21 protein-coding genes are annotated in these 26,385 nt (G+C 64.8%); 8 read left to right on the top strand and 13 right to left on the bottom strand.

Annotated features, from left to right (window positions below):
- Positions 1-362 precede the first annotated feature (362 nt).
- Together AB7849_RS06655 and ubiE are read right to left on the bottom strand one after the other, a co-directional pair.
- A complete protein-coding gene (locus AB7849_RS06655; RefSeq protein WP_008208788.1) occupies positions 363-1,811 on the bottom strand; it encodes an N-6 DNA methylase in 1,449 nt (482 codons plus the stop codon).
- Between the two features lie 107 nt (positions 1,812-1,918).
- Positions 1,919-2,668 (bottom strand): bifunctional demethylmenaquinone methyltransferase/2-methoxy-6-polyprenyl-1,4-benzoquinol methylase UbiE, encoded by a 750-nt coding sequence (gene ubiE, locus AB7849_RS06660; RefSeq protein ID WP_008208790.1) that lies wholly within the window; start codon positions 2,666-2,668, stop codon positions 1,919-1,921.
- A gap of 134 nt (positions 2,669-2,802) precedes the next feature.
- On the opposite strand from ubiE, the gene AB7849_RS06665 reads away from it, so the two are divergent.
- The 4 genes from AB7849_RS06665 to AB7849_RS06680 are packed head-to-tail and all read left to right on the top strand — an operon-like array spanning position 2,803 to position 5,927.
- Positions 2,803-3,339: a DsrE family protein gene (locus AB7849_RS06665; protein ID WP_008208792.1), complete on the top strand. Its 537-nt coding sequence runs from the start codon at positions 2,803-2,805 to the stop codon at positions 3,337-3,339.
- 10 nt (positions 3,340-3,349) lie between these two features.
- Positions 3,350-4,297 (top strand): molybdate ABC transporter substrate-binding protein, encoded by a 948-nt coding sequence (locus tag AB7849_RS06670; RefSeq protein WP_008208794.1) that lies wholly within the window; start codon positions 3,350-3,352, stop codon positions 4,295-4,297.
- Positions 4,294-4,977, top strand: coding sequence for a c-type cytochrome (locus AB7849_RS06675; protein ID WP_369500736.1), 684 nt, complete (start codon positions 4,294-4,296; stop codon positions 4,975-4,977). Before AB7849_RS06670 ends, AB7849_RS06675 begins: the two co-directional genes overlap by 4 nt.
- Complete coding sequence (locus tag AB7849_RS06680; RefSeq protein WP_008208219.1) at positions 4,974-5,927, top strand: c-type cytochrome; 954 nt, start codon at positions 4,974-4,976, stop codon at positions 5,925-5,927. The genes AB7849_RS06675 and AB7849_RS06680 overlap by 4 nt, the downstream gene beginning before the upstream one ends.
- Before the next feature lie 170 nt (positions 5,928-6,097).
- Here the strand turns inward: AB7849_RS06680 and plsB are convergent, their stop codons facing one another.
- The 3 genes from plsB to AB7849_RS06695 all read right to left on the bottom strand — a co-directional run bounded on the left by plsB (position 6,098) and on the right by AB7849_RS06695 (position 11,034).
- Positions 6,098-8,743 carry a glycerol-3-phosphate 1-O-acyltransferase PlsB gene (plsB, locus tag AB7849_RS06685; protein ID WP_037100103.1) on the bottom strand — a complete coding sequence of 882 codons (2,646 nt, stop codon included), beginning with the start codon at positions 8,741-8,743 and terminating at the stop codon, positions 6,098-6,100.
- 42 nt (positions 8,744-8,785) lie between these two features.
- A complete protein-coding gene (locus AB7849_RS06690; RefSeq protein WP_008212143.1) occupies positions 8,786-9,769 on the bottom strand; it encodes a hypothetical protein in 984 nt (327 codons plus the stop codon).
- Positions 9,770-10,140: 371 nt separating this feature from the next.
- Positions 10,141-11,034 carry a 5'-nucleotidase, lipoprotein e(P4) family gene (locus AB7849_RS06695; RefSeq protein WP_008212146.1) on the bottom strand — a complete coding sequence of 298 codons (894 nt, stop codon included), beginning with the start codon at positions 11,032-11,034 and terminating at the stop codon, positions 10,141-10,143.
- A gap of 177 nt (positions 11,035-11,211) precedes the next feature.
- Between AB7849_RS06695 and AB7849_RS06700 the strand changes: the two genes are divergently transcribed.
- Positions 11,212-12,231: an AI-2E family transporter gene (locus AB7849_RS06700; RefSeq protein ID WP_008212148.1), complete on the top strand. Its 1,020-nt coding sequence runs from the start codon at positions 11,212-11,214 to the stop codon at positions 12,229-12,231.
- A 270-nt stretch (positions 12,232-12,501) separates the two neighbouring features.
- Complete coding sequence (locus tag AB7849_RS06705; RefSeq protein WP_008212149.1) at positions 12,502-15,375, top strand: TonB-dependent receptor domain-containing protein; 2,874 nt, start codon at positions 12,502-12,504, stop codon at positions 15,373-15,375.
- A 236-nt stretch (positions 15,376-15,611) separates the two neighbouring features.
- On the opposite strand, the gene AB7849_RS06710 is transcribed toward AB7849_RS06705, so the two are convergent.
- Together AB7849_RS06710 and AB7849_RS06715 are read right to left on the bottom strand one after the other, a co-directional pair.
- Entirely contained in the window at positions 15,612-17,192 is a 1,581-nt protein-coding gene (locus tag AB7849_RS06710; protein ID WP_369500737.1) for a tetratricopeptide repeat-containing sulfotransferase family protein, read from the bottom strand.
- Between the two features lie 65 nt (positions 17,193-17,257).
- On the bottom strand, positions 17,258-19,255 hold the full coding sequence (locus AB7849_RS06715) for a UvrD-helicase domain-containing protein (protein WP_008212151.1): 1,998 nt from the start codon (positions 19,253-19,255) through the stop codon (positions 17,258-17,260).
- Positions 19,256-19,482: 227 nt separating this feature from the next.
- Here AB7849_RS06715 and AB7849_RS06720 point away from each other — a divergent pair, with 227 nt between their 5' ends.
- Positions 19,483-20,133, top strand: coding sequence for a thymidine kinase (locus tag AB7849_RS06720; RefSeq protein WP_008212152.1), 651 nt, complete (start codon positions 19,483-19,485; stop codon positions 20,131-20,133).
- A 134-nt stretch (positions 20,134-20,267) separates the two neighbouring features.
- Positions 20,268-21,035 (top strand): hypothetical protein, encoded by a 768-nt coding sequence (locus AB7849_RS06725; RefSeq protein WP_008212153.1) that lies wholly within the window; start codon positions 20,268-20,270, stop codon positions 21,033-21,035.
- A gap of 81 nt (positions 21,036-21,116) precedes the next feature.
- Here the strand turns inward: AB7849_RS06725 and AB7849_RS06730 are convergent, their stop codons facing one another.
- The 6 genes from AB7849_RS06730 to AB7849_RS06755 all read right to left on the bottom strand — a co-directional run bounded on the left by AB7849_RS06730 (position 21,117) and on the right by AB7849_RS06755 (position 26,318).
- The gene (locus AB7849_RS06730; RefSeq protein ID WP_369500738.1) at positions 21,117-21,716 is read right to left on the bottom strand and encodes a nitroreductase family protein; all 600 of its coding nucleotides are present in this window, start codon (positions 21,714-21,716) and stop codon (positions 21,117-21,119) included.
- Positions 21,717-22,110: 394 nt separating this feature from the next.
- Positions 22,111-22,938: a bifunctional DNA-formamidopyrimidine glycosylase/DNA-(apurinic or apyrimidinic site) lyase gene (gene mutM, locus AB7849_RS06735; protein ID WP_008212156.1), complete on the bottom strand. Its 828-nt coding sequence runs from the start codon at positions 22,936-22,938 to the stop codon at positions 22,111-22,113.
- A complete protein-coding gene (locus tag AB7849_RS06740; protein ID WP_008212157.1) occupies positions 22,938-23,429 on the bottom strand; it encodes a hypothetical protein in 492 nt (163 codons plus the stop codon). The genes mutM and AB7849_RS06740 overlap by 1 nt, the downstream gene beginning before the upstream one ends.
- Positions 23,426-24,784 (bottom strand): GldG family protein, encoded by a 1,359-nt coding sequence (locus AB7849_RS06745; RefSeq protein ID WP_008212159.1) that lies wholly within the window; start codon positions 24,782-24,784, stop codon positions 23,426-23,428. The genes AB7849_RS06740 and AB7849_RS06745 overlap by 4 nt, the downstream gene beginning before the upstream one ends.
- Positions 24,784-25,569, bottom strand: a complete 786-nt coding sequence (locus AB7849_RS06750; protein ID WP_008212161.1) for an ABC transporter permease — start codon at positions 25,567-25,569, stop codon at positions 24,784-24,786. Before AB7849_RS06750 ends, AB7849_RS06745 begins: the two co-directional genes overlap by 1 nt.
- Positions 25,566-26,318 carry an ABC transporter ATP-binding protein gene (locus AB7849_RS06755; protein WP_369500739.1) on the bottom strand — a complete coding sequence of 251 codons (753 nt, stop codon included), beginning with the start codon at positions 26,316-26,318 and terminating at the stop codon, positions 25,566-25,568. The genes AB7849_RS06750 and AB7849_RS06755 overlap by 4 nt, the downstream gene beginning before the upstream one ends.
- Between the last annotated feature and the right edge of the window lie 67 nt (positions 26,319-26,385).

A 26,385-nucleotide genomic window follows, 5' to 3' on the forward strand; every position in this document is an offset into this window, starting at 1 on the left:
CGCATCGGATCGGGCGGTCAGTGATTGAGAACGTCTATGACCGCAGCGATGCGCAGAGGTTTCTCAACAGCCTGCTAGAGTTAGCTTGAAACTTACGAGAAGCGTGCCTTCGGGGACTATTTTCATGCCCTCGGCTGCCGAATCTGATACATATTCGTAGCTGTCTTTAGCCTTGGCATGCAACGAGGTCGGCATGTCCGCAATCGACAACCACACGTTCCCCGTTGACCGCTTTTCGTCCCAATTCAAGGCGTGAGCGCGCGCTGGAGTTCGGCCCAATTCGATCCGACAAAGCTCGCCTAGCGGCACGATCGGCCATTCAGCGTCTTCGGTTTCGCCCACCTCGGATTGAGCAACGGCACTCACAGCATCCCCCGAATCTCTTCCAGAATCTGCGCCGTTTCCGCATCCCGCGCCAGCATGTCGGTAATGATCTGCTCCGGACTTCGCAGCGCTTCCGCCTCCGGCGCATGCGGATTCTTCACCGACAGATCCCACGTCGCCGTGTCCACATCCTTGACCGCCACCGTCCAGCTCTTGTCGCTGTCGGCCTTGCTCGGCTGCAAGGCCACGAACTCCGCCAGATCGTCGTCATTGAGCGGATTGGTCTTGCCCAGGCTGCGGCCGGGATCGAGCTGGTAGAACCAGACTTTGCGGGTCTTGGCGCCTTTCTCGAAGAACAGCACCACGGTCTTCACGCCCGCGCCCTGGAAGGTGCCGCTGGGGCAATCGAGCACGGTGTGCAGGTTGCAGCTTTCCAGCAGTTCCTTGCGCAGGGCCACGCTGGCGTTGTCGGTGTTGCTCAAGAACGTATTCTTGATCACCACCGCACCACGGCCGCCGGCTTTGAGCTTGCGGATGAAGTGCTGCAGGAACAGGTAGGCGGTTTCGCCGGACTTGATCGGGAAGTTCTGCTGCACTTCCTTGCGCTCGCCGCCGCCGAATGGCGGGTTGGCCAGCACGATGTCGTGCCTATCCTTCTGCTGGATGTCCAGCACGTTCTCGGAGAGCGTGTTGGCGTGGCGGATGTTGGGCGCGTCGATGCCGTGCAGGATCATGTTCATCACGCCGAGCACGTAGGCCAGCGATTTCTTCTCCTGGCCGTAAAACGTCTTGCGCTGCAAGGTGTCCCAGTCGGCGGCGGACAGGTCGTCACGGCGCAGGCTGCTCCAGGCCTCGCACAGGAAGCCCGCCGAGCCGCAGGCGCCGTCGTAGATCGTCTCGCCGATCTCGGGCTTCACCACCTTGATCATGGCGCGGATCAGCGGCCGCGGCGTGTAGTACTCGCCGCCGTTGCGGCCGGCGTTGCCCATGCGCTTGATGCGGGTTTCGTACAGGTCGGACAGCTCGTGCTTGGCCTGCTGGCTGCCGAAGTTGAGGCCGTCGACGATCTCCAGCGCGTCGCGCAGCGAGTAGCCGGAGCGGAAGCGGTTGGCGATCTCGGCGAAGATCTCGCCGATCTTGTATTCCAGCGTGTCCGGGTCATCCGCGGTGTCGCGGAAGGTCTGCAGGTAGGGGAACAGCTCGCCGTTGACGAAGTCGATCAGGTCCTTGCCGGTGCGGGCGTTGAGGTCGGGCGTGCCGTCGGTCGCCTTTGGTGCGGCCCAGGCTTGCCAGCGATAGGGCTCGTCCAGGATGGGGGTGTAGTCGCGGCCTTCCAGTCCGGCCTCGTCTTCCCACTCCTTCTCCATGTCGTCGAGGTACTTCAGGAACAGCAGCCACGAGGTCTGTTCGGCATAGTCCAGCTCGGAAGCCAGGCCTTCGTCGTTCCGCATGACGCGGTCCATGCTGTTGAACGCGTTCTCGAACATGCGTTTTTTGTTTCCTGCTGTGTATCTTGGAATCGGGGTTGTTCCACGCCGCACGGGCGTGTCGGCCACGTCCATCCCCGGATGGGCGCAGGCCGGTGCCTGATGGCTTAGAGCTTGTAGGCCCTATGGATCGCCACGACGCCGTTGGTCAGGTTACGCACTTCCACCCGGCCAAAGCCGGCGCGTTCCATCATGCCCTTCAGCGTTTGCTGGTCGGGGTGCTTGCGGATGGATTCGGCCAGGTACTGGTAGCTGTCGGCGTCGCCGGCGAACAGCTGGCCGAGCTTGGGCAGCACCTTGAACGAGTGGAAGTCGTAGAGCTTGCCGAACAGCTCGCTCTGCACCTTCGAAAACTCCAGCACCAGCAGGCGGCCGCCGGGCTTGAGCACGCGGCAGATGTCGGCCAGCGCCTTGTCCTTGTCGGTGACGTTGCGCAGGCCGAAGGCCATGGTCACGGCGTCGAAACTGGCGTCGGGGAAGGGCAGGCATTCGGCGTTGAGCTGGGCCCAGCGCAGGCCGCTGACCAGGCCGCGGTCGGTCATGCGGTCACGCCCCACGCCGAGCATGGCGGCGTTGATGTCGCCCACCACCACTTCGCCGTCCGTGCCCACGACGGGTTTGAGCAGCGCGGCGATGTCGCCGGTGCCGCCGGCCAGGTCGAGCACGCGGTCGCCGCGACGCACGCCGCTGGTGGCAACGAAGTGGCGCTTCCACAGTCGATGGGTGCCGAACGACATCAGGTCGTTCATCAGGTCGTAGCTGCGGGCGACCGAGGTGAAGACCTGGCCGACCAGCTTCTGCTTCTCGCCAACCGGGACGTCACGGAAGCCGAAATGGGTGGTTTGCTGTTCGCTCATGGGGCAAATGCTACAGGATTCACAAAGGGCATAAGAGTGGCTTATGTGCTCCATAGGGAACATGAAATGGCCTGATCGACCGATCGGGCGTAGCGTTGCGGCTACATCCCGAATCTTCACCGGAGGAAGTTGCCATGAATCGTTCCCATCTGATCCTCGCCGGCACGCTCGGCCTGCTGTTGAGCGTTGGCGCTGCTGCTGCACCGTCCCAGGCGATCACCGCCTCCGGCAACTTCCATCCGCTGCCGCACGCCGCGTTCCAGCCCAGCAAGACGGCCACCTACAAGGTGGTGTTCGGCATGACCAAGGCCAGCGCCAAGCCCGACCAGGTGAATCCCGCGCTGGAGCGCGTGGCGCGCACGGTCAACCTGTACGTCTCGGCGGGTGTGCCGCTTGATCATCTGAAGTTCGTGGCCATTGCTTATGGCCCGGCCACCGCGCTGGTGCTGGACAACGCGCACTATCACGCACAGTTCGGCGTGGACAATCCCAACCTGCCGGTGATCGCGCAGCTGCACAAGGCCGGCATCACGGTGGCGGTGTGCGGGCAGGCGGTGGCCGAGCACCACTACCAGAACGCCTGGGTGGCGAAGGATGCCGAGGTGGCGCTGTCGGCACTGACCACGATCACCGAGCTGCAGCAGCAGGGCTATGCCCTGATGCCGCTGTAAGGAGGCCGCGATGAGCTTGCATCCTGCCCGTTGGACTCGCGCACTGCTGGCCGGCGCACTGGCGCTGGCTTGCACCGGCGCGTTCGCCAGCCAGACCGATTTCCTGCCGCCGTGGAATCCGCCGCCGGCCGGTGGCGAGCACTTCAGCGTGCCGCCGGTGGACGCCATCGCCGACCTGCATGGCGACGTGGTCGACCCGCAGCTCACGGTGTTCTTCGCCGGCAACCAGTTCATGGTGGTGCATGACCTGATGGCGGCCTTCAAGAAGGCCTATCCGAAATACCAGCGCATCTACGTGGAAACGCTGCCGCCGGGCATCCTGGCCAAGCAGATCGAGACCGGTTCGCTGGTGATGGGCAACCTGCGTATCGCGCTGAAGCCGGACATCTACACCGCCGGCAAGGGCGCCATCGAGGCACGGCAGAAAGAGCATCACTGGTTTGCCGCCACTGCCGACTACGCGCGCAATCCGCTGGCGATCCTGGTGGCCAAGGGCAATCCCAAGCACATCGAAGGCTTGAAGGATCTGGCGCGTCCGGACGTGCGTGTCAGCATGCCGAACCCGGCGTGGGAAGGCATCGCCAAACAGATCGAGGCGAGTTACCGCAAGGCCGGTGGCGAGGCGCTGGACCACGCCGTGATGGTGACCAAGGTGAAGGATGGCAGCACCTTCCTCACCCACATCCACCATCGGCAGTCGCCGCTGCGCGTGCTGCAGGGCGAGTCCGATGCGGCGCCGGTGTGGTCGACCGAGGCGTATTTCCAGCAGCAGATCCTGCATCACCCGGTGGAGACCATCGCGATTCCGGCGGCACAGAACGCCACCGCCACCTATACCGCTGCGCGCATGAAGGCGGCACCGCATCCGCAGGCGGCGAAGGACTTCTTCGCCTTCATGCAGTCGCCGGCGGCGCAGGCGGTGTATCACAAGTACGGCTTCCAGCCGCCGCAGCCATGAGAGCGGTGCCGGTTCTCGCCACGGCCGTTGGCCTGTTGCTGGCTGGTGCCGCGCTGGCGGCCACACCGCCGGCCGCCAAGCCGGATGCGGCCGCCATCGCGCAACAGGGCAACGGCCGTGGCGTCGCGCCGTGTGCGGCCTGCCACAACGCCAATGGTGGCGGTCAGCCGGCGGCGGGTTTTCCGCGTCTGGCCGGCTTGCCGGCCGCCTACCTGCACAAGCAGCTCGACGACTTCGCCAGTGGTGCACGCAGCAATGCCACCATGCAGCCGGTGGCGGCAGGTCTGAGCGAAGCCGAGCGCGCAGCACTGGCCACGTACTACAGCCGGTTGCCGATACCGCCGGCAGCGGCACCGGCCACGACGCTGGACGCGCAGCAGAAAGCGCTGGGCGAGACGCTGGCCACGCGCGGGCGCTGGTCGAAGGGGCTGCCGGGTTGTGCGCAGTGCCATGGTCCGGACGGCGTGGGTGTGGGCGATCACTTTCCGCCGCTGATCGGGCAATCGTCCGTCTACATCAGCAACCAGTTGCACGCGTGGCAGAAGGGTACGCGGCACAACGATCCCCTGCAGTTGATGCAGACGGTCGCCGGCAAATTGAGCGAGTCGGACATTGCGGCGGTCAGCGCATGGTATGCCGCGCAACCGGCCGCGACGCCAGCAGGAGCACAGCAGCCATGAGCACGCTTCGATATCCGGTTCTGGGGCTGGCCTTGTTGCTGGCGGGCTGCGGCCATGGCAACGGGCAGCACGAGCACGCTGCCGTTTCCACGGCCGCTACGGCCACGCCACCGGCACATGCCATGACGACGGTGGCCAAGGCTTCACCCGCTGCCTTCGTGCCGCCCGCGGACAACGCGATCCCCGACAACGACTTTGGCAAGGAAGTGGCGCTGGGGCGGCAGATTTTCCTGCAGCCGGACAAATACGCCGCCGCGTATGTGGGCAACCACCTCAGCTGCGCCAACTGTCATCTCGACGCGGGCAGGCTGGCGAATGCCGCGCCGCTGTGGGGCGCGTGGCCGATGTATCCGGCCTACCGCAGCAAGAACCACCACGTGAACACCTTCGCTGAGCGGCTGCAGGGCTGCTTCCGCTTCAGCATGAATGGCAAGGCGCCGCCGGGCGGCGATCCGGTGCTGGTGGCGCTGGAAAGCTATGCCTACTGGTTGTCGGAAGGCGCGCCGGTGGGCAAGGCCTTGCCGGGGCGGGGCTATCCGAAACTGCCCAAGCCCGCGCAGGCGCCTGACTACGCACGCGGCGAAACGGTGTTCAAGCGCGATTGCGCGTTCTGTCACGGCGACGACGGCCAGGGCCAGCAAGTGGCCGGGCACGTGGTGTTCCCGCCGCTGTGGGGACCGCAATCGTTCAACTGGGGCGCGGGCATGCATCAGTTGAACAACGCCTCGGGTTTCATCAAGGCGAACATGCCGTTGGGTCGTGGCAACACTCTGAGCGATCAGGATGCGTGGGACGTGGCCTATTTCATGGACGCCCACGAACGTCCGCAGGATCCGCGTTATGCCGGTTCGATCCAGGCCACGCGTGCCAAGTACCACGACACGCCGCAGTCGCTTTACGGCACCGTGGTCAACGGCAAGCTGCTGGGGCAGGGCACGGCGACGCACTGAAGTTTGCAGTTCTTTGAAGAGCACCCCACCCCAGCCCTCCCCTGCCTGGCAGGGGAGGGAGCCGTAACGTGTCGGACTTTCGCTCCCCCCACTTCGCAGAGGCAGGCTGAAGCTTCAGCTCCTCCCCCTGCGTGCAGGGGGAGGTTGGGAGGGGGTAGCTCCGGGCGGCATCAACGCTTGTCGGTGGCGTCGGCCGCGTGTTCCTGTTGCTCGCTTTCCACGTGGCGTTCGTGCAACTCGGTGCCGATGTCTGTGGGCGAAATATCCGGTGCAGCGGGGGGGGCGACGGGATCATTCGGCACGGCGGCGGCGCGCGGGCTTTCCTTGTCGTCGCCGCCGGTGATCTTCAGGATCGAGTGGCGCATCTCGCGCGCCAGGATCACGCGTGCATCGCGCACCATGTCTTCCAGCGCGCTGTTGTAATCCAGCTTGCCGTCGTCGTCGGTCCACACCACGCGGCGTTCGCGCAGCTTCTGGATGAAGCCGCGGAACAACGCCTTGTCGAAGAACTCGGGCGCGGACAATTCGTTGAGCAGACTGAGGCGCTGCGCGGCCAGCGTGCAGGCTTTTTCCAGCTCCGCCGCGGAAATCGCGTGCGGGCCGTGCTTGGCCAGCGCGGCGATGGCGATGTAGTAGCGCTCGAACGCCTGGATCAGGCTGCGCGCGATGGTCTTGAGCTGGAACGCGGCATCGTCCTGGCCCGGGCCGCGCTCGAGCACGCGGCCGTCGCTGGTGGTTTCGAGCAGACCGCGGCGTACGAAGAAGTCGATGGTGGCCTGCAGTTGTGCGGCGAAGCCATCCTCGTCCCAGGGCAGGAACAGTTCGCCCTGGATGAACGGGTAGATGATCTTGCCCAGGCGCAGGATCGAGCTGCGCGTCATGCGCCGGTTGTTGAGGAAGCAGCACGACACCCACGCCGCGGTGGCGACCAGGTGCAGCACGTTGTTGCGGAAGTAGCTGAGCAGCACCGCCTGCTCGTCGTCGGCGGTGAGCACGTCGCCGAGCGGGTGCGCGATGCGGCGAATCCAGCCCATCTGCTCGCCGTAGGCGATGATCGCGGCCGGTGCCAGCGAGGTCAGCGTGACGCGATCGGAGTAGGGCAGCTCTTCCAGCAGCGCCTTCGTCAGCTCCAGCTGGGCAAGCAGGTCGTTCTCGGCCATCGCATGCTTGGGCGTGGCCAGCAGGGCCAATGCCAGCAGGTTGATCGGGTTGACGTCGGCGGCGCGGTTGATGTTGATGTGGATCTGCTCGGCGAGCCGGTCCACCACGCCGTTGAGCCATTCCGGCTTGACCTCCGGGTCGTTGCCCGCGCTGCGCCAGTCGGTGGAGGCCGCATCCAGCAACGGGTTCAGCTCGATCGGTTCGCCGAAGTTCAGTGCCACGTGGCCGTAGCGTTGGCGCAGCAGGCCGCGCAAGCCGCGCAGCAAGCCGAACAGCGACTCGCTTTCCTTGGGTTTGCCCGATAGCTCGCCGATATAGCTCTTGCCTTCCATCAGCTTTTCGTAGCCGATGTAGACCGGCAGGAACACCACCGGTCGGCGCGGTGCGCGCAGGAAAGCCCGCACGGTCATCGAGAGCAGGCCGCCGCGGGGTGTCAGCATGCGGCCGGTACGCGAACGGGTGCCTTCGATGAAGTACTCCATCGGCACGCCGCGGTCGATCAGCTGGGCCATGTACTCCTTGAAGATCACCGAGTACAGCGCGTTGCCCTTGAACGTGCGGCGCTGGAAGAACGCGCCGCCACGGCGCAGGATCGGCCCGATCACCGGCAAGTTGAGATTCACGCCCGCGGAAATGTGCGGCACCACCACGCCGGACATGTGCAGCTGGTAGCTCATCAGCAGGTAGTCGGCGTGGCTGCGATGGCTGGGCACGTAGATCACTTCGTGGCCGGGCGCGGCGGCGCGGGCCTTGTCGAAGTGGTGCATGGTGATGCCGTCGTACAGCTTGTTCCAGAAATTGCTGAGCAGCAGCGAGGCCGAGCGCACCACCGGGTGCGAATAGTCGGCGGCGATCTCCAGCATGATCTTTTGCGCACGGCGCCAAGCCTTGGCCTGGCTGATCCTTTCCTTGGCCGCCGTGGCGGCGATCGCCGCGCGTACCGGCTCGGCGTTGAGCACGGCGCCGACCACGGTGCGCTTGTGCGAGAGGTCCGGCCCGATCACCGCCGCACGGATGCGTCGGAAGTGCGTGCGCAGCACGCGGGCGATCTTGCGCGCGAAGCGTTCCGGGCGGACGTCGCCGCCTTCGTTCAGTACCGCCCGCATCGACACCGGCGCGGAGAATTGCACCACCGTGTCGCGACCGTTGAGCAGCAGGGCAAGCAGGCGGCGGAAGCGGCCCACCACCACCCAGTTCTCCGAGAACAGCACGCTGAACCAGCCCGATTCGCGGGTCGGTGCGCGACCCACGTAGATCGACACCGGCACGATCTGGATGTCGCGTTCGGGATCGGCCTCCAGCGCACGGGTGAGCTGGCCCAGCGGTTCGTTCGGCGAACGGTGGCGATTGCGGCCGAGCAGACGCCCGTCGCGATGGGCCAGCGCGAATACCGAGCGCCGCCGACGCGTGCCGGCCAGCGGCTGCATCGGGCTGGGCAAGCCGGCCTCGCGGCAGGCCCGCTCCAGGATTTGCATGTCGGAGAAACCGTCGCGCTCGATCACGTAGCAGACCGGCGTGCCGGCCTGCAGCAAGCTGGTCGGTTCGGCTGGTTCGCGGCGAATGCGCACCCAGGGTTCGAGCAGTTGGCCGCCGACCCGGAACCACCAGGGCGTGCGGTTACGCGCGGGGCTGTCCGCGGTCATCATGTTCGGCATCGGCATCGGTGAATTGTACCGGGTGGACCGTACTGGCCGGGGTTAAGGCTTTGTTGGCGCGCTGGGGGCGCGCGCCGCGGTGGCTGCTGGCGCCGGGGTCACGCTGGCAGCCTTTGCCGGGGCGGCAGCGCTGGCTGCAGCGGCGGCCTTGCGCTCCACCACTTGCTGGTGGGCCTTGCGCACGCTGTCCACCAGGGCTTCGTTGTACCAGCGGCCGTTGACCAGCATCATCTGGGTATCGGTGCTCAACGGCTTGCCCAGCAGGGTGTAGCTGACCTGCACGTGGGCGTGGCCGTGGGTGATGTTCACGGTGGTGGCCTTGACCGAGTTCAGGGTGTCGTCGATGGACAGCCCGTAGATCGCCAGCAACTGCTTGAAGCCGCCGAACACCTCGGCGTACTTCTTCATGGCGGTGTCGAAATCCAGCGTGCGCAGTTCGTCCGGACTCTTCAGGTCGAGCTGGCGGGCGGTGGCCACGACCACACCCACGGCCTGCTTGGCCTTGGCCTGGTCGAACCAGGGTGCCTTCTGGGCCCACGGCAGCATCGCGGCGAGCACGTCATTGGCCTGCTTCTTCTGCGCCTCGGTGAGGGTCTTGGACTGGGCAATGCCGGTGCTGGCAATGGCCTGGCCCACGCCGATCAGCACCGGGATCTGGTCCTGGTACTGCTTCTGCATCTGCGTCAGCTTGGGCTGCAGCTCCGTATACAGCTCGGTTTCGGCGTTGGGCGCGGTGAGCTTCTGCATGGCTTCGGTGAAGCGGGCGCGCTGGGCGGCCGTGATCGGTCGCTGGTCAAGATGCAGCTGGCTCCAGTCGGCGCGCATCTGGGTGTAGTCGGCCGGCGGCAGTGCGTGCTTCCAGAAGCCGCCGAAGTCGCCGTCCTTGATCAGCTGTACCGATTCCTGCACGGCCGCTTCAGGGGTGCTGCCACCGGAGACGTCGGCAGCGTTCTGGTGATGGCAGGCAGCCAGCGCCACGGTGGCGACAAGCGGCAGGAAAAGGCGGTGCAAGGCAGGAAAGCGCATGGAATATCTCGCGGCTGAGGGCGCCTGAGGCGCCGGCGGGATGGGGCATCCGGTCGGATGCCGTGACAAATGCAAGGGGAGGGATGATAGCCGAGAGCCCGCCCACGGTCTCCGGATGCCCGTCGCACTCCGCGCGACCATTCCATGGGGAGCGCCCGGCACGAGGTCGGCGAACGAAGTGATCGGCCAAGAAAAACCCCACGGACGTTGAGGTCTCGCGGGGCTCGTGCCGGCAGAGCCGGAAGGGAAATGGCCTTGCCTGCGACGCCGGATGGCGACCAACAGGGTCGGGCAAGGCAAATGTTACCCAGTTGTGAAACTTAAGGCAATACTTTGCATATCATGCAGAAATGTATTGATTTGAAAGGAAATCATTGTTCGCGAAGTGCGTGAATCATGTCGCGCCGGCGTTCCTGTGGTGGCGCGCTCCAATTGTTGCCGAACAGGGCAGGCTGCCAGTCGCCATAGGTGGGGTTGGGCAACACGAACCAGCGCCGGCCGATCCACTGCATGTAAGGCGCCACGGCCCTGGCGCGCCCGGCGTCGCTGTTGGCGATCACGGTGACGAAGTCGCCGAGCTGGTCGCCGAACTGCATCAGCACCCGGTATTTGCGACTGATGAGCTGGCGCCGGCAGCTCTTCTGCGTGCCGATCTGCTCGCAGCCGGGCACGAAGGTGCCCAGCCCGAGGAAGGCGTCCGGCCCCTGCACCGGAAAGCCCACCTTGCGCAGGTTGGCCACGGTGACGTTGTCCAGGCTCTTGTCGCGATTGGAGATGAAGATCACCGCGATGCCGTGCTTCGCGGCGAACCGGGTGAACGCCACGGCGCCGGGTAGCGCGCGGGCGCGTTCTTCCTTGCACCAGGCGGCCCAGCTGGCTTCGTTGTATTCGCCGCCGTTTTTGACCAGGCGAGCCTGGTAGGGCGAGTTGTCCAGCGCGGTCTCGTCGATATCCAGCACCACGGCGGGCTTGAGGCCTTTCAGCGGGGCGACGCGGTCGTCCTTGGGCAGTGCGTCCCAGTGCGGGTCGCGCAAGGCGGCGAGCAGGCGTGATTCGGCGTCGCGATACGTCTGCAGGTAGATCAGGTCGTGCTCGATCGCGGTTTGCGTCCAGGCCACGGCGTCGAGATTGTCGTTGGGCGGCGTGGCGGCGGTTGCCGGTGCTGGCACGGAAGGCGTGGTCGGCGCAGCGGGTTGGAGGGTGGGCGCGCTGGCGCAGCCGGCCAGCAGCGAGGCGCACAGCAGCGCCGGCAGGAAACGGGACATGGTCGACCTTGGTGACGTAGGGCGGAAAGCGCACATCATCAAAGTTTAACGTGACAGCCGCATGCAAACGTGCCGCCGGCCCCGCATGAACGAGGGGCCCGGCATGGGTCCCGGCGGGCTGGCGGCCGCCGCGTCGGGCTGACAGACTGCGATGGTCCCCCATTATCGGCGTTGCGCATGGAGCCCACCTCTTCGGTCTTTCCCGCTACCCGCATTGCCAGTGTCGTGCTGGCGGGTATCGCGTTGCTGCTGGTGCTGTGGTTGCGCCTGCTGCCCGCCTTGCTGGCGGGCCTCCTGGTGTACGAACTGGTGCAGGCAGCCACGCCGTTGCTGGGGCGACGCATCTCGGGCGAGCGCGCACGGATGCTGGTGGTGGCGGTGCTGGGTGTGGTGCTGGTGGGCTTGCTGGTGCTGCTGGTGCTGGGGTTGGTCAGCTTTTTCCGCAACGAGATCGGCGACCCCGAACTGCTCTGGCGCGAACAGTTGATGCCGCTGGTGGAAAAGGCGCGCCAGCAGTTGCCCGCAGCGATCACCGCGCGCCTGCCCGACAGCGTGGACGAGCTGCGCCTGATGGCGATGGAACTGACCCACAAGCATGCCGGCCGGCTGCAACTGGCCGGCAAGGAAACCGCGCGGGCGCTGGTGCACATCATCATCGGGCTGGTGCTGGGCGCGATCGTGGCGCTGAGTCATGCGCGCCCGGCGCATCGTTCCGGTCCGCTGGCCAACGCGCTGGCGGAACGTTGCCGGCGACTGGCCGAGGCGTTCCACGACATCGTGTTCGCCCAGATCAAGATCGCCCTGATCAATGCCGTGTTCACCGCCGTGTTCCTGCTCGGCGTGCTGCCGCTGCTGGGCATCCACGTGCCGCTGTCCAAGACCCTGGTGGCGCTGACCTTCGTGGTCGGCCTGCTGCCGGTGATCGGCAACCTCATCTCCAATACCGCGGTGACCATCGCCGCGCTGTCGGTGTCGCTGTGGGTGGGCGTGGCAGCGCTGGTCTTCCTGGTGGTGATCCACAAGCTCGAGTACTTCCTCAACGCCCGCATCGTCGGCAGCCGCATCCACGCCCGCGCCTGGGAACTGCTGGTGGCGATGCTGGTGATGGAAGCCGCCTTCGGCCTGGCCGGTGTGGTCGCCGCGCCGATCTATTACGCGTATTTGAAGCGGGAGTTGGAGGCAGCGCGCTTGATCTGACCAGATGGTGGAAGTGGGGTGTATGACACTCTTTTGAGGTGTCAGTGCGCGCGAAATTTGCGCTGAGTCACACTATTTTTATAATCTTGCGCAAAAAGTAAGCTTTGTGTTAAACAGAGTGCGGCAGGAATTTGCGTGCATCGTCGGGGGGCGAGCCGAGGTTCATGCGAGGGGCATCGTTGTGCGAATCGGCGGACTTCATGCCCGTGAGTCTTGCTATGCGGTCCCAGGGAGGGCCGTACTTTTCAACAAAAAGGTTAGGGGAACAATATGCTGAGATCCAAGCTCGCGGTTGCCGTTGTGGCGGCTTTGGCATTCGGTTATTCGTCGGCGTACGCCGGAGATCTTTCTTCACAGACTGCGGCCAATTCACCGCAGGATTCTACGTCTGCGCAAAGCACGAGCCAGTCGCAGGCGCCGCAGGCAAACAACGCCAAGAAGCTGCAGACGATCACGGTGACAGGCTCGCTGATTCCGCAGACGGAAATCGAGACCTCGACACCGACGGTGACCATTACTGCCCAGGAGATGAAGGCGCGCGGTTTCACCACCGTGGCCGAAGCCTTGCAGCAGTCGTCCTTCGCCACCGGTACCGTTCAGGGCGCAGCGACGTCGGGCTCGTTTACCCAAGGCGCACAGACCTTGAGCATGTTCGGTCTGCCGGTCGGCTTCGTGAAGTACCTGATCGACGGTCGTCCGATGGGTGATTTCCCCGGCCTGTACAACGGCAGCGACACCTTCAACAATCTCAGTGGTATCCCGATGGACATGGTCGATCACATCGACATTCTTCCGGGTGGGCAGTCGTCTCTGTACGGCTCGGACGCCATCGCCGGCGTCATCAACATCGTGCTCAAGAAGCATGTCGACGGCCCTTCGGTCGATGTGCGTTTCGGCACGCATTCGGGTGGCGGCGGCACGGATCGCCGGATCAGCTTTTCGGACGGCTTCAGTGGCGACAAATTCAACCTGCTGATCGGCGCGCAGTTCGAACACACTTCGCCCATCTGGGGCTATGACCGCAGCCTGACCAAGAACTACTTCACCCAAGGCACCAGCGCGCCGGTGGCTTCGCGCGACTATCTTGTCTATAGCGCGACCAAGCGTTCGAACGCGTACTACTTCCTGGATCCGAACAATTGCGCCAACGTGGCCAGTCAGTTCGGTGGCAGCGAAGGTGTGCAGCACCGTCCAAACAGCGGCACGTACTGCGGTTCGCTCAACACCCCGGGTTACGCCACGGTCCAGAACGACGACAAGTCGGCCAATCTGTACACGCATTTCACCTACGACGTCACGGACAACTTCCAGCTGTACGGCGACTTGCTCTACAACTATGAAGAGCAAAAGTATTTTGTGGGGTCCGGATTTACGTGGTGGGGTACTGGTATCGATTACGGTGCCTATTACGATCCCAAGCTGGACGATTTCGTGAATCTGCAGCGCGCGTTCTCACCGGAGGACGTGGGTGGTTACAACAACATCATGAACAAGCAGTACGAGAGCTCGTACATGCTGAGCCTTGGCGGCAAGGGCACGATCGGCCAGTCGAACTGGGACTACGACGTGGGCTTCACCCACTCGGACGACAAGCTTCTGGAACACAATTTCCAACGTCTTGACGGCCCGATCGATGCGTACTTCAGGCAGCATGTGCTCGGGCCGCAGCAGGGGATGGACCCGTATTACGGTGCCTATCCGATATTTACGCCGGATTACTCGGCGTTCTATACGCCGATGTCCCCGGCCGATTTCAGGAGCTTCACGGGCTATACCGACACGCGAGCCAAGACCTGGGACAACATGCTCCGCGGGCAGTTGACCAATGCCTCGCTGTTCTCGTTGCCCGGTGGTGATGCGGGTGTCGCAGTGGTGCTCGAAGGCGGCAACCAGGGTTGGGCCTACGTGCCTGATCCGCGCCTGCTGGATGGACAAATCTGGGGCACCACGGATGTGCAGGGTGCTGGCCACCGTTCGCGTTATGCCGTCACCACCGAATTTCGCCTTCCCCTGCTTTCGCAGCTGACGGCGGATGTTTCCGGGCGTTACGACAACTACAAGGTCGGTGGGCAGAACGTGAACCACGGTACCTACAACTTGGGTATCGAGTACCGTCCGTTTGACACGTTGCTGCTGCGTGGTCGTTACGGCACCGCGTTCAAGACGCCCACTCTGTCCGACGAATACCAGGGCCTGAGCGGTTACTACAGCTTCGTTGCCGACTATGCCAATTGCGCGCGTCTGGGTTATGACCCAGGCAATGTGACCAGCTGCCCGTCCAAGTACAGTGACGTACAGTACTTCGGCCAGCAGTCAGGTAGCACCAAGCTGCAGCCGATTACCGCCAAGGTGTGGAGCTATGGTCTGGTGTGGGCCCCGTTGGATCAGATGTCGGTCAGCGTGGATTACCTGCATTGGGACATCAACAACGAGGTCAACACCGAGAGTGCGGACCAGATGTCCAACACCGAGTACCTTTGCGACGTGGGCACGCTGGACATGAGCTCGCCGAGCTGCCAGAACGCATTCGCCCAGATCACCCGTGGCACCTCGACAGATCCGAGCCTGCTGGGCCCGATCCAGAAGATCTATACGCCGAAAGTGAATGTGTCGAACGAGCAGGTCAACGCAGTGACGGCCAGTTTCAACTACGCCCACGGCATCGGTAGCCTCGGCAAGCTGGCATTCCGCGCGTCGTACAGTGACGAGTTGAAGCACACCACCCAGGCTTACCCGAATGATCCGCGGATCGATGTTCTTCGCCACCCGGCTGCGTACCCGAATGGCACCGACTTCAAGACGAAGGTGAACGGTTCGCTGACCTGGATTCCGAACGACCAGTGGAGCGGTACGCTTTACGTGAACCGCTATGGCCGCTCGCCGAACTATTTGGCGACGGTTTACGACAACTACAGTCATGCAGGCACCGGCAAGTTGCCGGCATGGACGCTGTACAACCTCAGTGTGACCTATAACCCGATCAAGAGCCTGGCCTTGTCGTTCCTGGTCAACAACGTGCTCAACAAGATGCCGCCGATTGATCGCAGCTACCCGGGTACGTCGTCGGTGCCTTACAACACCGATAACTACAATGTGTATGGCCGCGCCATGTACATTGAAGCGAAGTACTCGTTCGGAAAGTAAGGTTTCACTCGCTGTTGCAGCAGATGGCCCCGCTTGCGGGGCCATCTTTTTTTCCGAGGCGTCTGGCATCAGGCTTCGCCCGTCGGCGGAGGCGTTCCTGATGCCATTGTTGCGGGCACTGGAACGGAAGGAGAGAACCAACAATGGCATCGTGCGGCGTGGAACGTCTGCACGTCGCCACAAGACAAGTTCGCCGTGTGAACCTTTGTCCCAGCTATATCCCCCATCTGATCACTTCAGCCGGGATTGGGTGGGTCGATGCCGGCTTCGCGTAGAAGGTCCTGTAATGGGCGAAGCTCGTTTTCGTAGTGCTTCCAGCGTTGCACGAAACCGCGATGAATGGGCGCGCGCACCTGAACCGAGCTGGCCGTGGCAACGGGTTGCGGATTGTGTTCCGTTTGCACGCAGTTGTCGTGCCATCCTAGGCCGCAAAAATCCACGATTTGCCTTGCGCCGGATTCGGGTGACGTCACCAGTTCCTCGTAGCCAATTTCGAGGATGCGGTTGGGGAACAAGTGGCGCCAGGTTGCCATCAGGTGGTCAAAAAGCACGTAGTACCGGCCCGTGTCCAACAGGTCGAACGAGTAGTTGTAGTAAGGGGAGCTTTGCGCGAACAGCTGGCGAAAATTGCTCAGGCAGGTATCCATCGGATCGCGCCGAAGGCAGATGATTTTTGCGTTGGGCAATGCGCGTGCAATGAAACCTGCGTAGAGAAAATTGTGCGGCAACTTGTCCAGGAAGCGCGGCGTATGGCCGGTTGCCGGACGTGTGCTTGCTACGTAATGGCGGCCCAGTTCCGCCCAGTCCAGATGCATGGATTTGGTGATCGTGTCGGCGTCGAGGATCGGAGCTGTGGTGCTTCCCGACATGCGTTTCAGGACCGTTCCGAAGTTTTGCAGTTCGCCGGCTGAGTAAACGTCCGGGTGGCTGGACACGATTCGTTCGACAAGCGTCGTGCCCGAGCGAGGCATGCCGATGACGAAGATGGGCTCGGGGCTCGGATTCCCCGGAGGTCCGCTCGCTGCCGTCTTGAAAGCCTCTTCCAGCGCGTCGACGAGCGCTGCATCTCTTCCGATGTCGTAGTCCCGGCCCGCGCCAGCGGCAGCCTTGCCCTTGACCAAATGCGCGAAAGAATTCGCATAGTGGCCCAAGTCTTCATACTCCTTGGCCAGTGCCAGGTGAACATACATGCGGCTAGTGTCGTCCTGCAGACTTGGGAGCAGCGCAGTCAAGTCGTCCAGATGATGGGATTCCGTGGTACATCGGTGAAGTTGCGCCCGTGTCAGATATGCCTTCCACAGTGCGGGATTCAACTTGATGCACGCATCGAGCTGGGTTTTCGCCTCTTCGAGTTCGCCGGTAGCTATCAGTGCGGTGGCAAGATTGAAACGGTGGTGTGCCTGCGCAGGTTGCATGCTTGATGCTTGGCGAAAGGCGGTGACGGCCTTGCGGTGGGCGTTGCATTGGGTGAACACGACACCGAGCGTATCCATCGACGCGGGGTCGCCGGGTGCCAGAGCCATTGCGTGATTTGCGACCATGAGGGCCTCGCCTTGCAGCCTGGCAATAGAAAGCGCCTTGGCGAATGGCACGGCAAACTCCGCGCGCTTCATGTCGAGGGCAACAGCTTGGCGAAGATGGAGCAACGCATGTGGTAGGCGCTGCAGTTCCAGGCATGCCACGCCGGCGACATAGCGCATGCCGGCGTCACGCGGGGCACGAGTGAGGCGCGCTTCTGCCAGCGTCAACGCTGTGCGCCAGTCGCGCCGGTTGAAGGCTGCTATCGCCTGGACGTCCGTTTGTTCCGAATTTGTCATGAGATTCCGCCAGTCGCGTGTTGCTCAGGCCGTGCGAGTGCCGGGGCACCCGATGAAGACGAATTTCACCCCCCCGCCAGCATCGCCGCAATCTTCGCCATGTGCGATTCGGCGGTCTCGCGCACCACTTCCTTGTCCGCTTCCGGGTCCTTGCCTTGCCAGTGCAGGTCGTCCTGCGGCAGTTCGTGCAGGAAGCGGCTGGGTTGGTTGGTGTGGATTTCGCCGTAGCGTTTGGTGCGGGCCGACCACGACAGGGTGAGCAGTTCCTTTGCGCGGGTGATGCCGACGTACATCAGGCGGCGTTCCTCGTCGATGCGGCCCTCGTCGATGGCGCCCTCGTGGGGCAGGGTGCCATCCTCGCAGCCGACGATGAAGACGAAGCGGAATTCCAGGCCCTTGGCGGCGTGCAGGGTCATCATGCGCACGGCGTTGCCGGGTTCGTCGCGGTCGGCGTGGCTGAGCAGGGCGAGTTGCGATGCGAGGTCGCCGGCGCTGTGGTTGCCGGCCGTATTCGAATTTTTCTGCATCGCGCGGAACCAGTCGGCCAGTTCCTTCAGGTTGCCCAGCTTGCGTTCGCGAACGCTGGCGTCGGGCGTGCTGGCGGCGATTTGTGCGGCGTAGCCGGTGCGCTTCAGGATGCGCTCGACCAGGTCGGCCGCACTTTCGTGCAGCGAGGCGCTGCGCAGCTCGTCGATCAGGCTGGAAAAACCGGCCAGCGCGGCGGCCGGGCGCGGGCTGAGCTGACGCAAGGCACTGTCGCTGCGGGTGACATCGAGCAGCGAGGTGTGATGCGATTGGGCGAGCTGGCCGAGCTTCTCCAGCGTGGTGGCGCCGATCTCGCGTTTGGGCTTGTTCACCACACGCAGGAAGGCGGCGTCATCGCTGGGGTTGGTCAGCAGGCGCAGATAACACAGCACGTCCTTCACTTCCTCGCGGTCAAGGAAGCTCAGCGCGCCGGTGAGGTGGTAGGGCACGCGCGCCAGCCGCAGCGCCTTTTCCAGCGGACGGGCCTGGAAGTTGCCGCGGTAGAGGATGGCCATCTCGTCCCAGCGCGCCTTGTGTTTCTCGGCGAGCGTGGTGGCGATGGCGGCGATGCGCTCGGCCTCGTGCTCGGCTTCCTTGCATTCCAGGATGCGGATGGGCGCGCCTTCGGGGTGCTCGCTCCACAGTTTCTTTTCGTGCAGGTGCGGGTTGTTGGCGATCAGTTTGTTCGCCGCGCGCAGGATGCGCTTGCCGCAGCGGTAGTTCTGTTCCAGCTTGATCACGCGCAGGTTCGGCCAGTCGCGGCCGAGCTGGTCGATGTTCTCCGGATTGGCACCGCGCCAGGCGTAGATCGACTGGTCGTCGTCGCCCACGCAGGTGATGCGGCCGCGCTCGCCGGACAGCGCGCGAAGCAGGCGATACTGCGCGTCGTTGGTGTCCTGGTATTCGTCCACCAGCAGATAGCGCAGGCGTTCGCGCCAGGCGTCGCGGCATTCGGCGTCGGACTCCAGGATGCGCAGCGGCAGTCGGATCAGGTCGTCGAAATCCACCGCATTGAAGGCGGCCAGGCGCTGCTGGTAAAGGTCATAAATGGTGGCTGCCTCGATCTCGCGCGGGCTGCGCGCGGCAGCCATGGCTTCCTCGGGCGACAGCCCCGAGTTCTTGGCGCGGCTGAGCAGGTTGCGCAAATTGAAAAGCACGTCGTTCTTGACGCCCTTCGGCGCCAGTTCCTTGACGATGCTGCCGCTGTCGTCCGCATCCAGCACCGAGAAGCCGCGACGCAGGCCGGCGCGCTCGTGTTCGATCTGCAGGAATTTCAGGCCCAGCGCATGGAAGGTGCTCACGGTGAGCGCGGCGGCGTCCTCGGCGCTGATGAGCTTGCCCACGCGCTCGCGCATTTCGCGCGCCGCCTTGTTGGTGAAGGTGATCGCGGCGATCTTTGAGGCCGCCAGCTTCTTGCGCTGGATCAGGTAGGCGATTTTCTGCGTGATGACGCTGGTCTTGCCGGAGCCGGCGCCAGCGAGCACCAGCAAGGGGGTGTCGCAGTGTTCGACGGCGGCCAATTGTTGCGGGTTGAGCATGGATCGATGCGATGGATGAGGCGGCGCTCGATGGTAGCAGAGCGCCCGGGTATGCCCGGCCGGGGACAACGGCATGCGGCGATCGGCGATGGCAGTAGCGCGGCCATGCCGCTTTCGACCATCGCCTCGGGCGCGCGAGCGGGTGGCGCAGTCGGGCATCGCTTCGGGGGCATGGCAGTGGATGAAGGCCGGCGCGGTACTATCGTCGGCCTCGACGGGAACACACGATGGCCAAGCTCTATTTCTATTATTCGGCGATGAACGCCGGCAAGACCACCACGCTGCTGCAGAGCGCGTACAACTATCACGAGCGCGGCATGCGCACGCTGATCCTCACGCCGGCGCTGGACAACCGCTATGGCGACGGCGTGGTGGCTTCGCGCATCGGTCTGAAGGCGAACGCGCGCCGCTTCCGTGGCGACGAGAACCTGTTCGCCCTGGTCGAGGCCGATATCGCCGCACGCGGTGCGCTGCACTGCGTATTCGTCGATGAGGCGCAATTCCTGAGCAAGGCGCAGGTGTGGCAGATCAGTGATGTGGTCGACCGGCTGAACATCCCGGTGCTGGCTTATGGGCTGCGCACCGATTTTCGCGGCGAGCTGTTCGAGGGCAGCCGCCACCTGCTGGCCTGGGCCGACAACCTGGAGGAGATCAAGACGATCTGCCATACCGGGCGCAAGGCCACCATGGTGGTGCGCGTGGATGAACAGGGGCGTGCCGTCACCGAGGGGCCGCAGGTTGAGATTGGCGGCAACGACCGTTATGTCTCGGTGAGTCGCGCCGAGTTCAAGAACATCACCGGGGGACGTGGCCGCATCGAGTTGCAGCAGTCGGTGCTGCCACTGGGTGAAGGCGATTCCACGGCCCGTTCATCCTGAGCCCAGCCGTGCCGCGGCATAGTTGAGGCCATGCCTGTGCCGGCGTCGACGATGCATATGCGGCGTGGCGCCTGGGCCGAACGATTCGCGGTTGCCTGCAACGACGCCTCCCCATCACCAAGGAACGAATCCCCATGACCACTCCCATCGCCATTCCTGCCTGGCAACGCCCGCACTGGCATGCCAGTGACGAGGAGATCGTTCTGCAGTTTTACGTGTTCGGCAAGTTCGACACGGTGCGCGTGCCGTCCGATGGCTACGGCAGCCCGGGCTTGCCGCAGGGCATCGAACTGACCAGTCACCACCACGCCGCGTTGCGCCAGTGGGAAGGCTATCCGCTGAAGGGCGCGCTGGGCCGGATGTTTCGCGAGGATGCGCCGGAGGCCTACAAGCGTGCGGTCGATGCGCCCGAAGTGCTGGTGTTGCGCGGCACGCTGAAGGACAGCGCCGACACCGGCTATCTGCGTGACACGCTGGGTGTGATCGCGGGTCTGCTCGACATCGGTGGCGTCGCGGTGCTCGATCCGCAGATCCTCGGCCTGTTCGACGCCGACGACTGGCGCCAGCGTTACCTGGTGAAGGACGGCGCGCCGATCCGCAATCATCTGTTGATCCTGCGCGACGACGAAGAAGCGCAGGGCCGGCATTGGGTGCATACCCGCGGCCTGCGCAAGTTCGGTCGGCCAGACATCAGCCTGCGTCACGTACCCGAGCGCGATGTCGACCGCGCCGGCGCGTTGTGCCAGCGACTGGCCGAGCTGGAGGCCCTGGGCGCGCACTTCACCGATGGCCAGCCGCTCGAGGGCGATGGCATTCCGCCGGGGCTCGTCGCCAAGCTCGGTGGCGGTATCGGCGATCCGCAGTTCAACAACAGCTGGGTCGAGTTCAACTGGCCTGCCTGACGACGCAAAAAAAGGGCGACACCGCGGTGTCGCCCTCGTGCGTGACCGGAACGCGTGATGCGTTCGGCCCAGGCTGCTGGATCAGCCTACGGCGATAAAGCGTTGCTCGTCGTCCATGAAGGCCTTTTCGCCGAAGCCGCCTTCGTGCGAACCGAACGGCATCTGTGCGCGCAGTTTCCACGAGGCCGGCACGTTCCATTCCTGCCGGGTCGCCTCGTCGGCCACCGGGTTGTAATGCTGCAGGCTGGCGCCGAGGCCGGCTTCGGTCAGGGTCAGCCACACAGCAAACTGGGCCATGCCCCCGGCCTGCTCGGACCACACCGGGAAGTTGTCCGCGTACAGCGCGAACTTCTCCTGCAGGTCGGCCACCACGGACTGGTCTTCGTAGAACAGCACGGTGCCGATGCCGGCGGCGAAGCTGTCGAGCTTGGCGGCGGTCGGGGCGAAGGCTTCCGCCGGCACGATCTTGCTCAACTCCTGTTTGGTCAGCGACCAGAACTTCTCGCTCTGCGCGCCAAACAGGATCACGGCGCGCGAGCTCTGCGAGTTGAATGACGACGGGGTGTGCTTGATCGCGTCCTTGATCAGGGTGGTGAGGGCATCCTTGCCCAGCGACACGTTCTTGCCCAGCGCGTACTGGGTACGGCGCTTCTTGAGCGATTCGATCAGGCTGCTGTTCATGGAGATTCCTCGGGCATGGTGAAAGATCAGTGCATGGGAGCCTCGGCACGGAAATAAGCCCATTAGGGAAACAGTCGTTATCGGGCTGGTTCCTGTCCGGCGGTACGAGCAGAGCTTGATGGCCTGTCGTCGAATCCCGTGCCATGGCGATTCACGGGAATATGTTAGGCGCGAAAACGAGCTTGGGTAGCCGCTGATCCGTGGTTACACCGTTTCGTTTTGGAAACGATTGGCGTGAAGCTTCGGGGCCGTGGAAAATCCACTCTCCCGCTGCCATGGCCGCATGACGTCCACTGTAGGAGCGCACCCTGTGCGCGAGGTTTTCCGTCACGTGACAAAGAGCCTCGCGCACAGGGTGCGCTCCTACAGCGCCGCTCCGGACCTTTCGCGATTTTCAGCGTTGGCAGCGCGGGCACCAGAAGGTCGAGCGTTGTCCCAGCACGACCTGGCGGATGGCGGTGCCGCAGGTCTTGCACGGCTCGCCGACGCGTCCGTAGACCATCAGCTCACGGAAGAAATAGCCTGGTGCGCCATCCGGGTTGAGGAAGTCGCGCAGCGTGGTGCCACCGCGTTCGATGGCCCAGGCGAGGATGCGTTTCACCTCGCTGGCCAGGCGCGCGTAGCGGGCGCGCGACACGCTGCCGGCGGGGCGGCGGGGATCGATGCCGGCGGCGAACAGTGCTTCGCTGGCGTAGATGTTGCCCACGCCGACGACGATGGCGTTGTCCATCAGGAACAACTTCACCGCGGCACTGCGGCCACGCGAGAGCTGCCACAGGCGGTCGCCGTCGAAGGCGTCGGTGAGTGGCTCGGGGCCGAGGCGGGCGAGCAGTTCGTGGGTTTCGCCGGGCGGTTGCCACAGCAGGCAGCCGAAGCGACGCGGGTCGGTGAAGCGCAGCACGCGCGGGCCTTCGCCGGCACGGCGTTCCAGTGCGATGTCGACATGATCGTGCTTGCCAAGCGGCGCATCGGGCGGCAGCACGCGCAGCATGCCGCTCATGCCCAGATGCAGTAGCGCGCTGCCGACGGCGGTGTGCAGCAGCAGGTATTTCGCGCGACGTTCCACTGCGTCGATACGCTGGCCGGGCAACAGATCGCTGATTTCGGGCGGGATCGGCCAGCGCAGGTCGGCGCGGCGCAGCGTCACGGCTGTCACGCGGCGACCGATCACGTGCGGGGCGATGCCGCGCCGGGTGGTTTCGACTTCGGGCAGCTCGGGCATCAGGGCAGCTCGACGGTCTGGCTTGTCGGCGCCTGCGGCATGTAGCGCAGCGAGACCAGCGCCACCTGCGTGCCGCGCTGCACGTAGCAGCGATGGCCGATCGCGGCAACGGCGCCGAAGCGCAGCGTGTGACCGTCCAGTTGCAGCACGGCGCGCGGCGCGGCCAGGCCGATCTTCGCCGGATCGAAATCCGTCAACGGGCGCCAGTGCTCGACCGGCGCGGCGGCAATCGCGGCCAGTGCGTCCAGGCGGGCATCGTCGACCTGGGCCGGTGTGCCATCGGCGGCTTGCCAGTGGCCATGGTTGCGACGGTAATTCATCGCGGCTGCGTGACCGAATTGCAGCTGGATCTGCGAGATGCTGGCCGGGTCGAGGTCGAGCAGAGTGCCCGGCGCGTGGGCGCGATCGCTACGCCACTGCCAAAGCGCCAGTGCGAGCAGGGCGGCCACACCAAGCAGCAGCCACAGACGTTGGCGGGCGGCGCGCGTCATCGCCGGCGCCGGCGCCAGGCGACGAGACCGCCGATCACCAGCAACAGCAGCGGCACGCCGACGATGAAACCGATGCTCAGGGCATCCAGGCCGGTCTGCGACACGTTCAATACGCGATCGGGTGCGCCGCGTGGCGGCAGGTCGACCAGCACGTCATCACCCAGCAGCCAGTCGAAGATGCGTTCGCCCAGCGCGCGATTGCCGCCGTTGCCGAGGAAGGTGTTGGACAGGAAGTCGCCATCGCCGATCACCACCGCGCGTTGCTGCGTCTTGTCCGGGTTGGGCGACAGCCGGCTCATGCTGAAACCGAAGTCCAGCGGGCCCTTCAGGTCGCCGCTTGCCGCGTCGTAACGGATGGTGGAGGGATGGGCGTCGTCGATCGGCTTGAGCTCGGTCCAGCTCTGTGGGCCCGAGCGCAGCAGCGGCTGGATCTTCCACTGGCTGTCGCTGGTTTCGGCCAGCGCGGCCACCTGCGGGAACAGCGTGGTCAGCGCGAAGCCACGGGTGATCGCCTGCGGCGGATAGAGGCCTACCGCGATCATGCGCGGGTCCTTGAGGCCCAGTGCGGCGCCCGCGCCGTCGACCAGCACGCCGGGCAGCACGTGAATGCCGAGCGCGTCGGCCAGCGGTTTCAGCGTCGGATCCGCAGAGTTGGGCTCGGTCAGCCACAGCAGGTTGCCGCCGTTGGCGAGGTAGTCGGTAAGGGCCTTCACCGCACCACTGGGCAATGGCAGCGCCGGGCTGGCCAGCACCACCAGGCTGGTGCCCTGCGGCACCGCGGTGACCTGCGAGAAGTTCAGTGGCACCGCGCGCATGCCGCGCTGCTCCAACTGCCCCATGAAGGTGCCGAGGTCGGTGTTGCCCTTGCCGTCGGCGAGTCGCTCGCCGTCGCCGGTGACGAAGGCGACCAGGTGTTCGCCGCTGCGCGTGAGCCGTTCCAGCGCGTTGGTGAGGCTGTCTTCGGACAGTTCGTCCAGTCGCTCCTCATGGCCGTGGTAGTGCACGATCAGTGCGCCGTTCACGGTGATGCCGAGCTGGCGCATCTTCGCCGGGTCCTGCTCCGGGTCGACGAAGCGCAAGGTCAGGTCGGGCTTCACCTGCTGGTAGCGTTGGACGAAGGCGGCGATGGTCTGGCGCAGGTCGCCTTGCGGGTTGGCGTAGCTGACGATCTCCACCGGGCCGGCGAGCTTGTCCAGCACCGCGCGGCTTTGCGCCGACAGGCTGGCGCGGCCGCCGGCGGTCCAGTCCGAGATGTGCCGGTAGTGCGTGCCAAGGAAGCCCAGGGCGCCCGCGCCGATCAGCAGCAGCAAGGCGAACAGCCAGCCGTCGAGACGCCGGAACAGGTCGCTGCGCATCAGCCGCGCTCCTTCTCGGCCGCCACGCGACGCACCGCCAGCGCCAGCGCCAGCGCGGCGAGCAATACGAACCACACGATATCAGCGGTCGATACCAGTCCGCGCAGCAGGGGTTCAAGATGGGTCGGCAGGGCCAGCCAGTTGATCAGGCCGTTGTCCACGCCCGCGCTTTGTGCGCCGAGCTGGATCGAGCACAGCGCCAGTACCAGCAGGATGCCGGCGGTGGCGGCGATCGCCGGGTGCGAGGCGAAGGCCGAGCAGGCCACACCGATGGCCGCCAGGGCGGCCAGCAGCAACACCATGCCCAGCGTGGCGGCGGCCAGTTTGCCCCAGTCGATGTGGGTGGCATGCGCCAGCGACAACGGCATGGCCAAGGTCAGCGCCAGCCACAGCAGCAGCCAGGCCATCAACGCAAGGTATTTGCCGAGAACGATGGCCGTGGCCGATTGCCCGGTACCGAACAGCAGCGGCAAGGTGCCGTTGCCGCGCTCACCGGCCAGCGTGGACATCGCCAGCAGCGGCACCACGATCAACGCCAACTCGGTGAAGCCGAACGGGATGAAACCGCCGGTGAGCAGGCTGCTGAGCAGCGGCACCCCGGCCATGTCGGTGAAGCCGGGCGCGCCGGGCAACGCGGCCAGCCGCACCTGCATGGCCAGGAAATTGCCCAGCAGCAGCACGAAACGCCAAGCCAGCTCGGCCAGTGTCAGCGCGCCCAGCACCCAGCCCAACGGGCGCACGAACAGGCGGCGCAATTCCAGCCGCATCACGGCAAATGTACTCATGCGGCTTGCGCTCCGCCGGCCATCGCGATGTCGAAGAAACGGCGCTCCAGCGTGGCATGGCCATCCGCAGCCACCGGACCGTCGTGATGCAGCACGCCTTCATGCAGGATCGCCACGCGGCTGCATACCGCGGTTACTTCGGCCAGCAGATGGGTGGACAGGATCACCGCGGTCCCGGCGGCGGCCTGTTCACGGATCAAGGTCCGCAGTGTCGCTGTCTGCACCGGATCGAGCGCATTGCCGGGTTCATCCAGCACCAGCAGGGCCGGTTCGTGCAGCAGCGCGCAGGCCAGGCCCAAACGCTGGCGCTGGCCCTGCGACAGGGCGCCGGCCAGCCGGCGCAGCAGCGGTTGCAGCTCCAGCCGTTCGATGATGCGCTCGCGCGCCTGCCGCAGGACCGCGCCATGCAGGCCGCGCAGGCGGCCATGGGCATCCAGGTGTTCGCTCGAGGTCAGTTCCGGCCACAACGGGGCACGTTCGGGCAGCCAGCCCAGGTGTTTCCGTGCCAGCTGCGGATGTTCGGCGAAATCCTGGCCATTCAGGCAGATCGTGCCGCTATCAGGCCGCAATGCCCCGGCAATCATCGACAGCGTGGTGGATTTGCCGGCACCGTTGACGCCCAGCAGACCAAGCACCTGGCCGCCTGCCAGCGAAAGGTCGAGTTCACGCACGGCGGGCCGCCCGCCACGCCGGCGCGAGACGTGTTCAAGCTGCAATACGGGAGATGAATCAGGGGTTGGCGCGATCATTGCCTGATTGTCATGGCGACCCCATGGTTTAACAACAGTCAACGGTCACAGGGCACGCATTTAACGA

It is taken from the genome of Rhodanobacter sp. FW021-MT20 (assembly GCF_041107475.1).
GTDB lineage: Bacteria > Pseudomonadota > Gammaproteobacteria > Xanthomonadales > Rhodanobacteraceae > Rhodanobacter_A > Rhodanobacter_A glycinis.

Coding starts and splice junctions, on each gene's coding strand:
- AB7849_RS06755 (WP_369500739.1), bottom strand. CDS start 26,318: ATGATCGCGCCAACCCCTGATTCATCTCCCGTATTGCAGCTTGAACAC.
- AB7849_RS06705 (WP_008212149.1), top strand. CDS start 12,502: ATGCTGAGATCCAAGCTCGCGGTTGCCGTTGTGGCGGCTTTGGCATTC.
- mutM (WP_008212156.1), bottom strand. CDS start 22,938: ATGCCCGAGCTGCCCGAAGTCGAAACCACCCGGCGCGGCATCGCCCCG.
- AB7849_RS06740 (WP_008212157.1), bottom strand. CDS start 23,429: ATGACGCGCGCCGCCCGCCAACGTCTGTGGCTGCTGCTTGGTGTGGCC.
- AB7849_RS06655 (WP_008208788.1), bottom strand. CDS start 1,811: ATGTTCGAGAACGCGTTCAACAGCATGGACCGCGTCATGCGGAACGAC.
- AB7849_RS06750 (WP_008212161.1), bottom strand. CDS start 25,569: ATGAGTACATTTGCCGTGATGCGGCTGGAATTGCGCCGCCTGTTCGTG.
- AB7849_RS06720 (WP_008212152.1), top strand. CDS start 19,483: ATGGCCAAGCTCTATTTCTATTATTCGGCGATGAACGCCGGCAAGACC.
- AB7849_RS06715 (WP_008212151.1), bottom strand. CDS start 19,255: ATGCTCAACCCGCAACAATTGGCCGCCGTCGAACACTGCGACACCCCC.
- AB7849_RS06670 (WP_008208794.1), top strand. CDS start 3,350: ATGAGCTTGCATCCTGCCCGTTGGACTCGCGCACTGCTGGCCGGCGCA.
- AB7849_RS06745 (WP_008212159.1), bottom strand. CDS start 24,784: ATGCGCAGCGACCTGTTCCGGCGTCTCGACGGCTGGCTGTTCGCCTTG.
- AB7849_RS06680 (WP_008208219.1), top strand. CDS start 4,974: ATGAGCACGCTTCGATATCCGGTTCTGGGGCTGGCCTTGTTGCTGGCG.
- AB7849_RS06665 (WP_008208792.1), top strand. CDS start 2,803: ATGAATCGTTCCCATCTGATCCTCGCCGGCACGCTCGGCCTGCTGTTG.
- AB7849_RS06690 (WP_008212143.1), bottom strand. CDS start 9,769: ATGCGCTTTCCTGCCTTGCACCGCCTTTTCCTGCCGCTTGTCGCCACC.
- AB7849_RS06700 (WP_008212148.1), top strand. CDS start 11,212: ATGGAGCCCACCTCTTCGGTCTTTCCCGCTACCCGCATTGCCAGTGTC.
- ubiE (WP_008208790.1), bottom strand. CDS start 2,668: ATGAGCGAACAGCAAACCACCCATTTCGGCTTCCGTGACGTCCCGGTT.
- AB7849_RS06695 (WP_008212146.1), bottom strand. CDS start 11,034: ATGTCCCGTTTCCTGCCGGCGCTGCTGTGCGCCTCGCTGCTGGCCGGC.
- AB7849_RS06730 (WP_369500738.1), bottom strand. CDS start 21,716: ATGAACAGCAGCCTGATCGAATCGCTCAAGAAGCGCCGTACCCAGTAC.
- AB7849_RS06675 (WP_369500736.1), top strand. CDS start 4,294: ATGAGAGCGGTGCCGGTTCTCGCCACGGCCGTTGGCCTGTTGCTGGCT.
- AB7849_RS06710 (WP_369500737.1), bottom strand. CDS start 17,192: ATGACAAATTCGGAACAAACGGACGTCCAGGCGATAGCAGCCTTCAAC.
- AB7849_RS06725 (WP_008212153.1), top strand. CDS start 20,268: ATGACCACTCCCATCGCCATTCCTGCCTGGCAACGCCCGCACTGGCAT.
- plsB (WP_037100103.1), bottom strand. CDS start 8,743: ATGCCGAACATGATGACCGCGGACAGCCCCGCGCGTAACCGCACGCCC.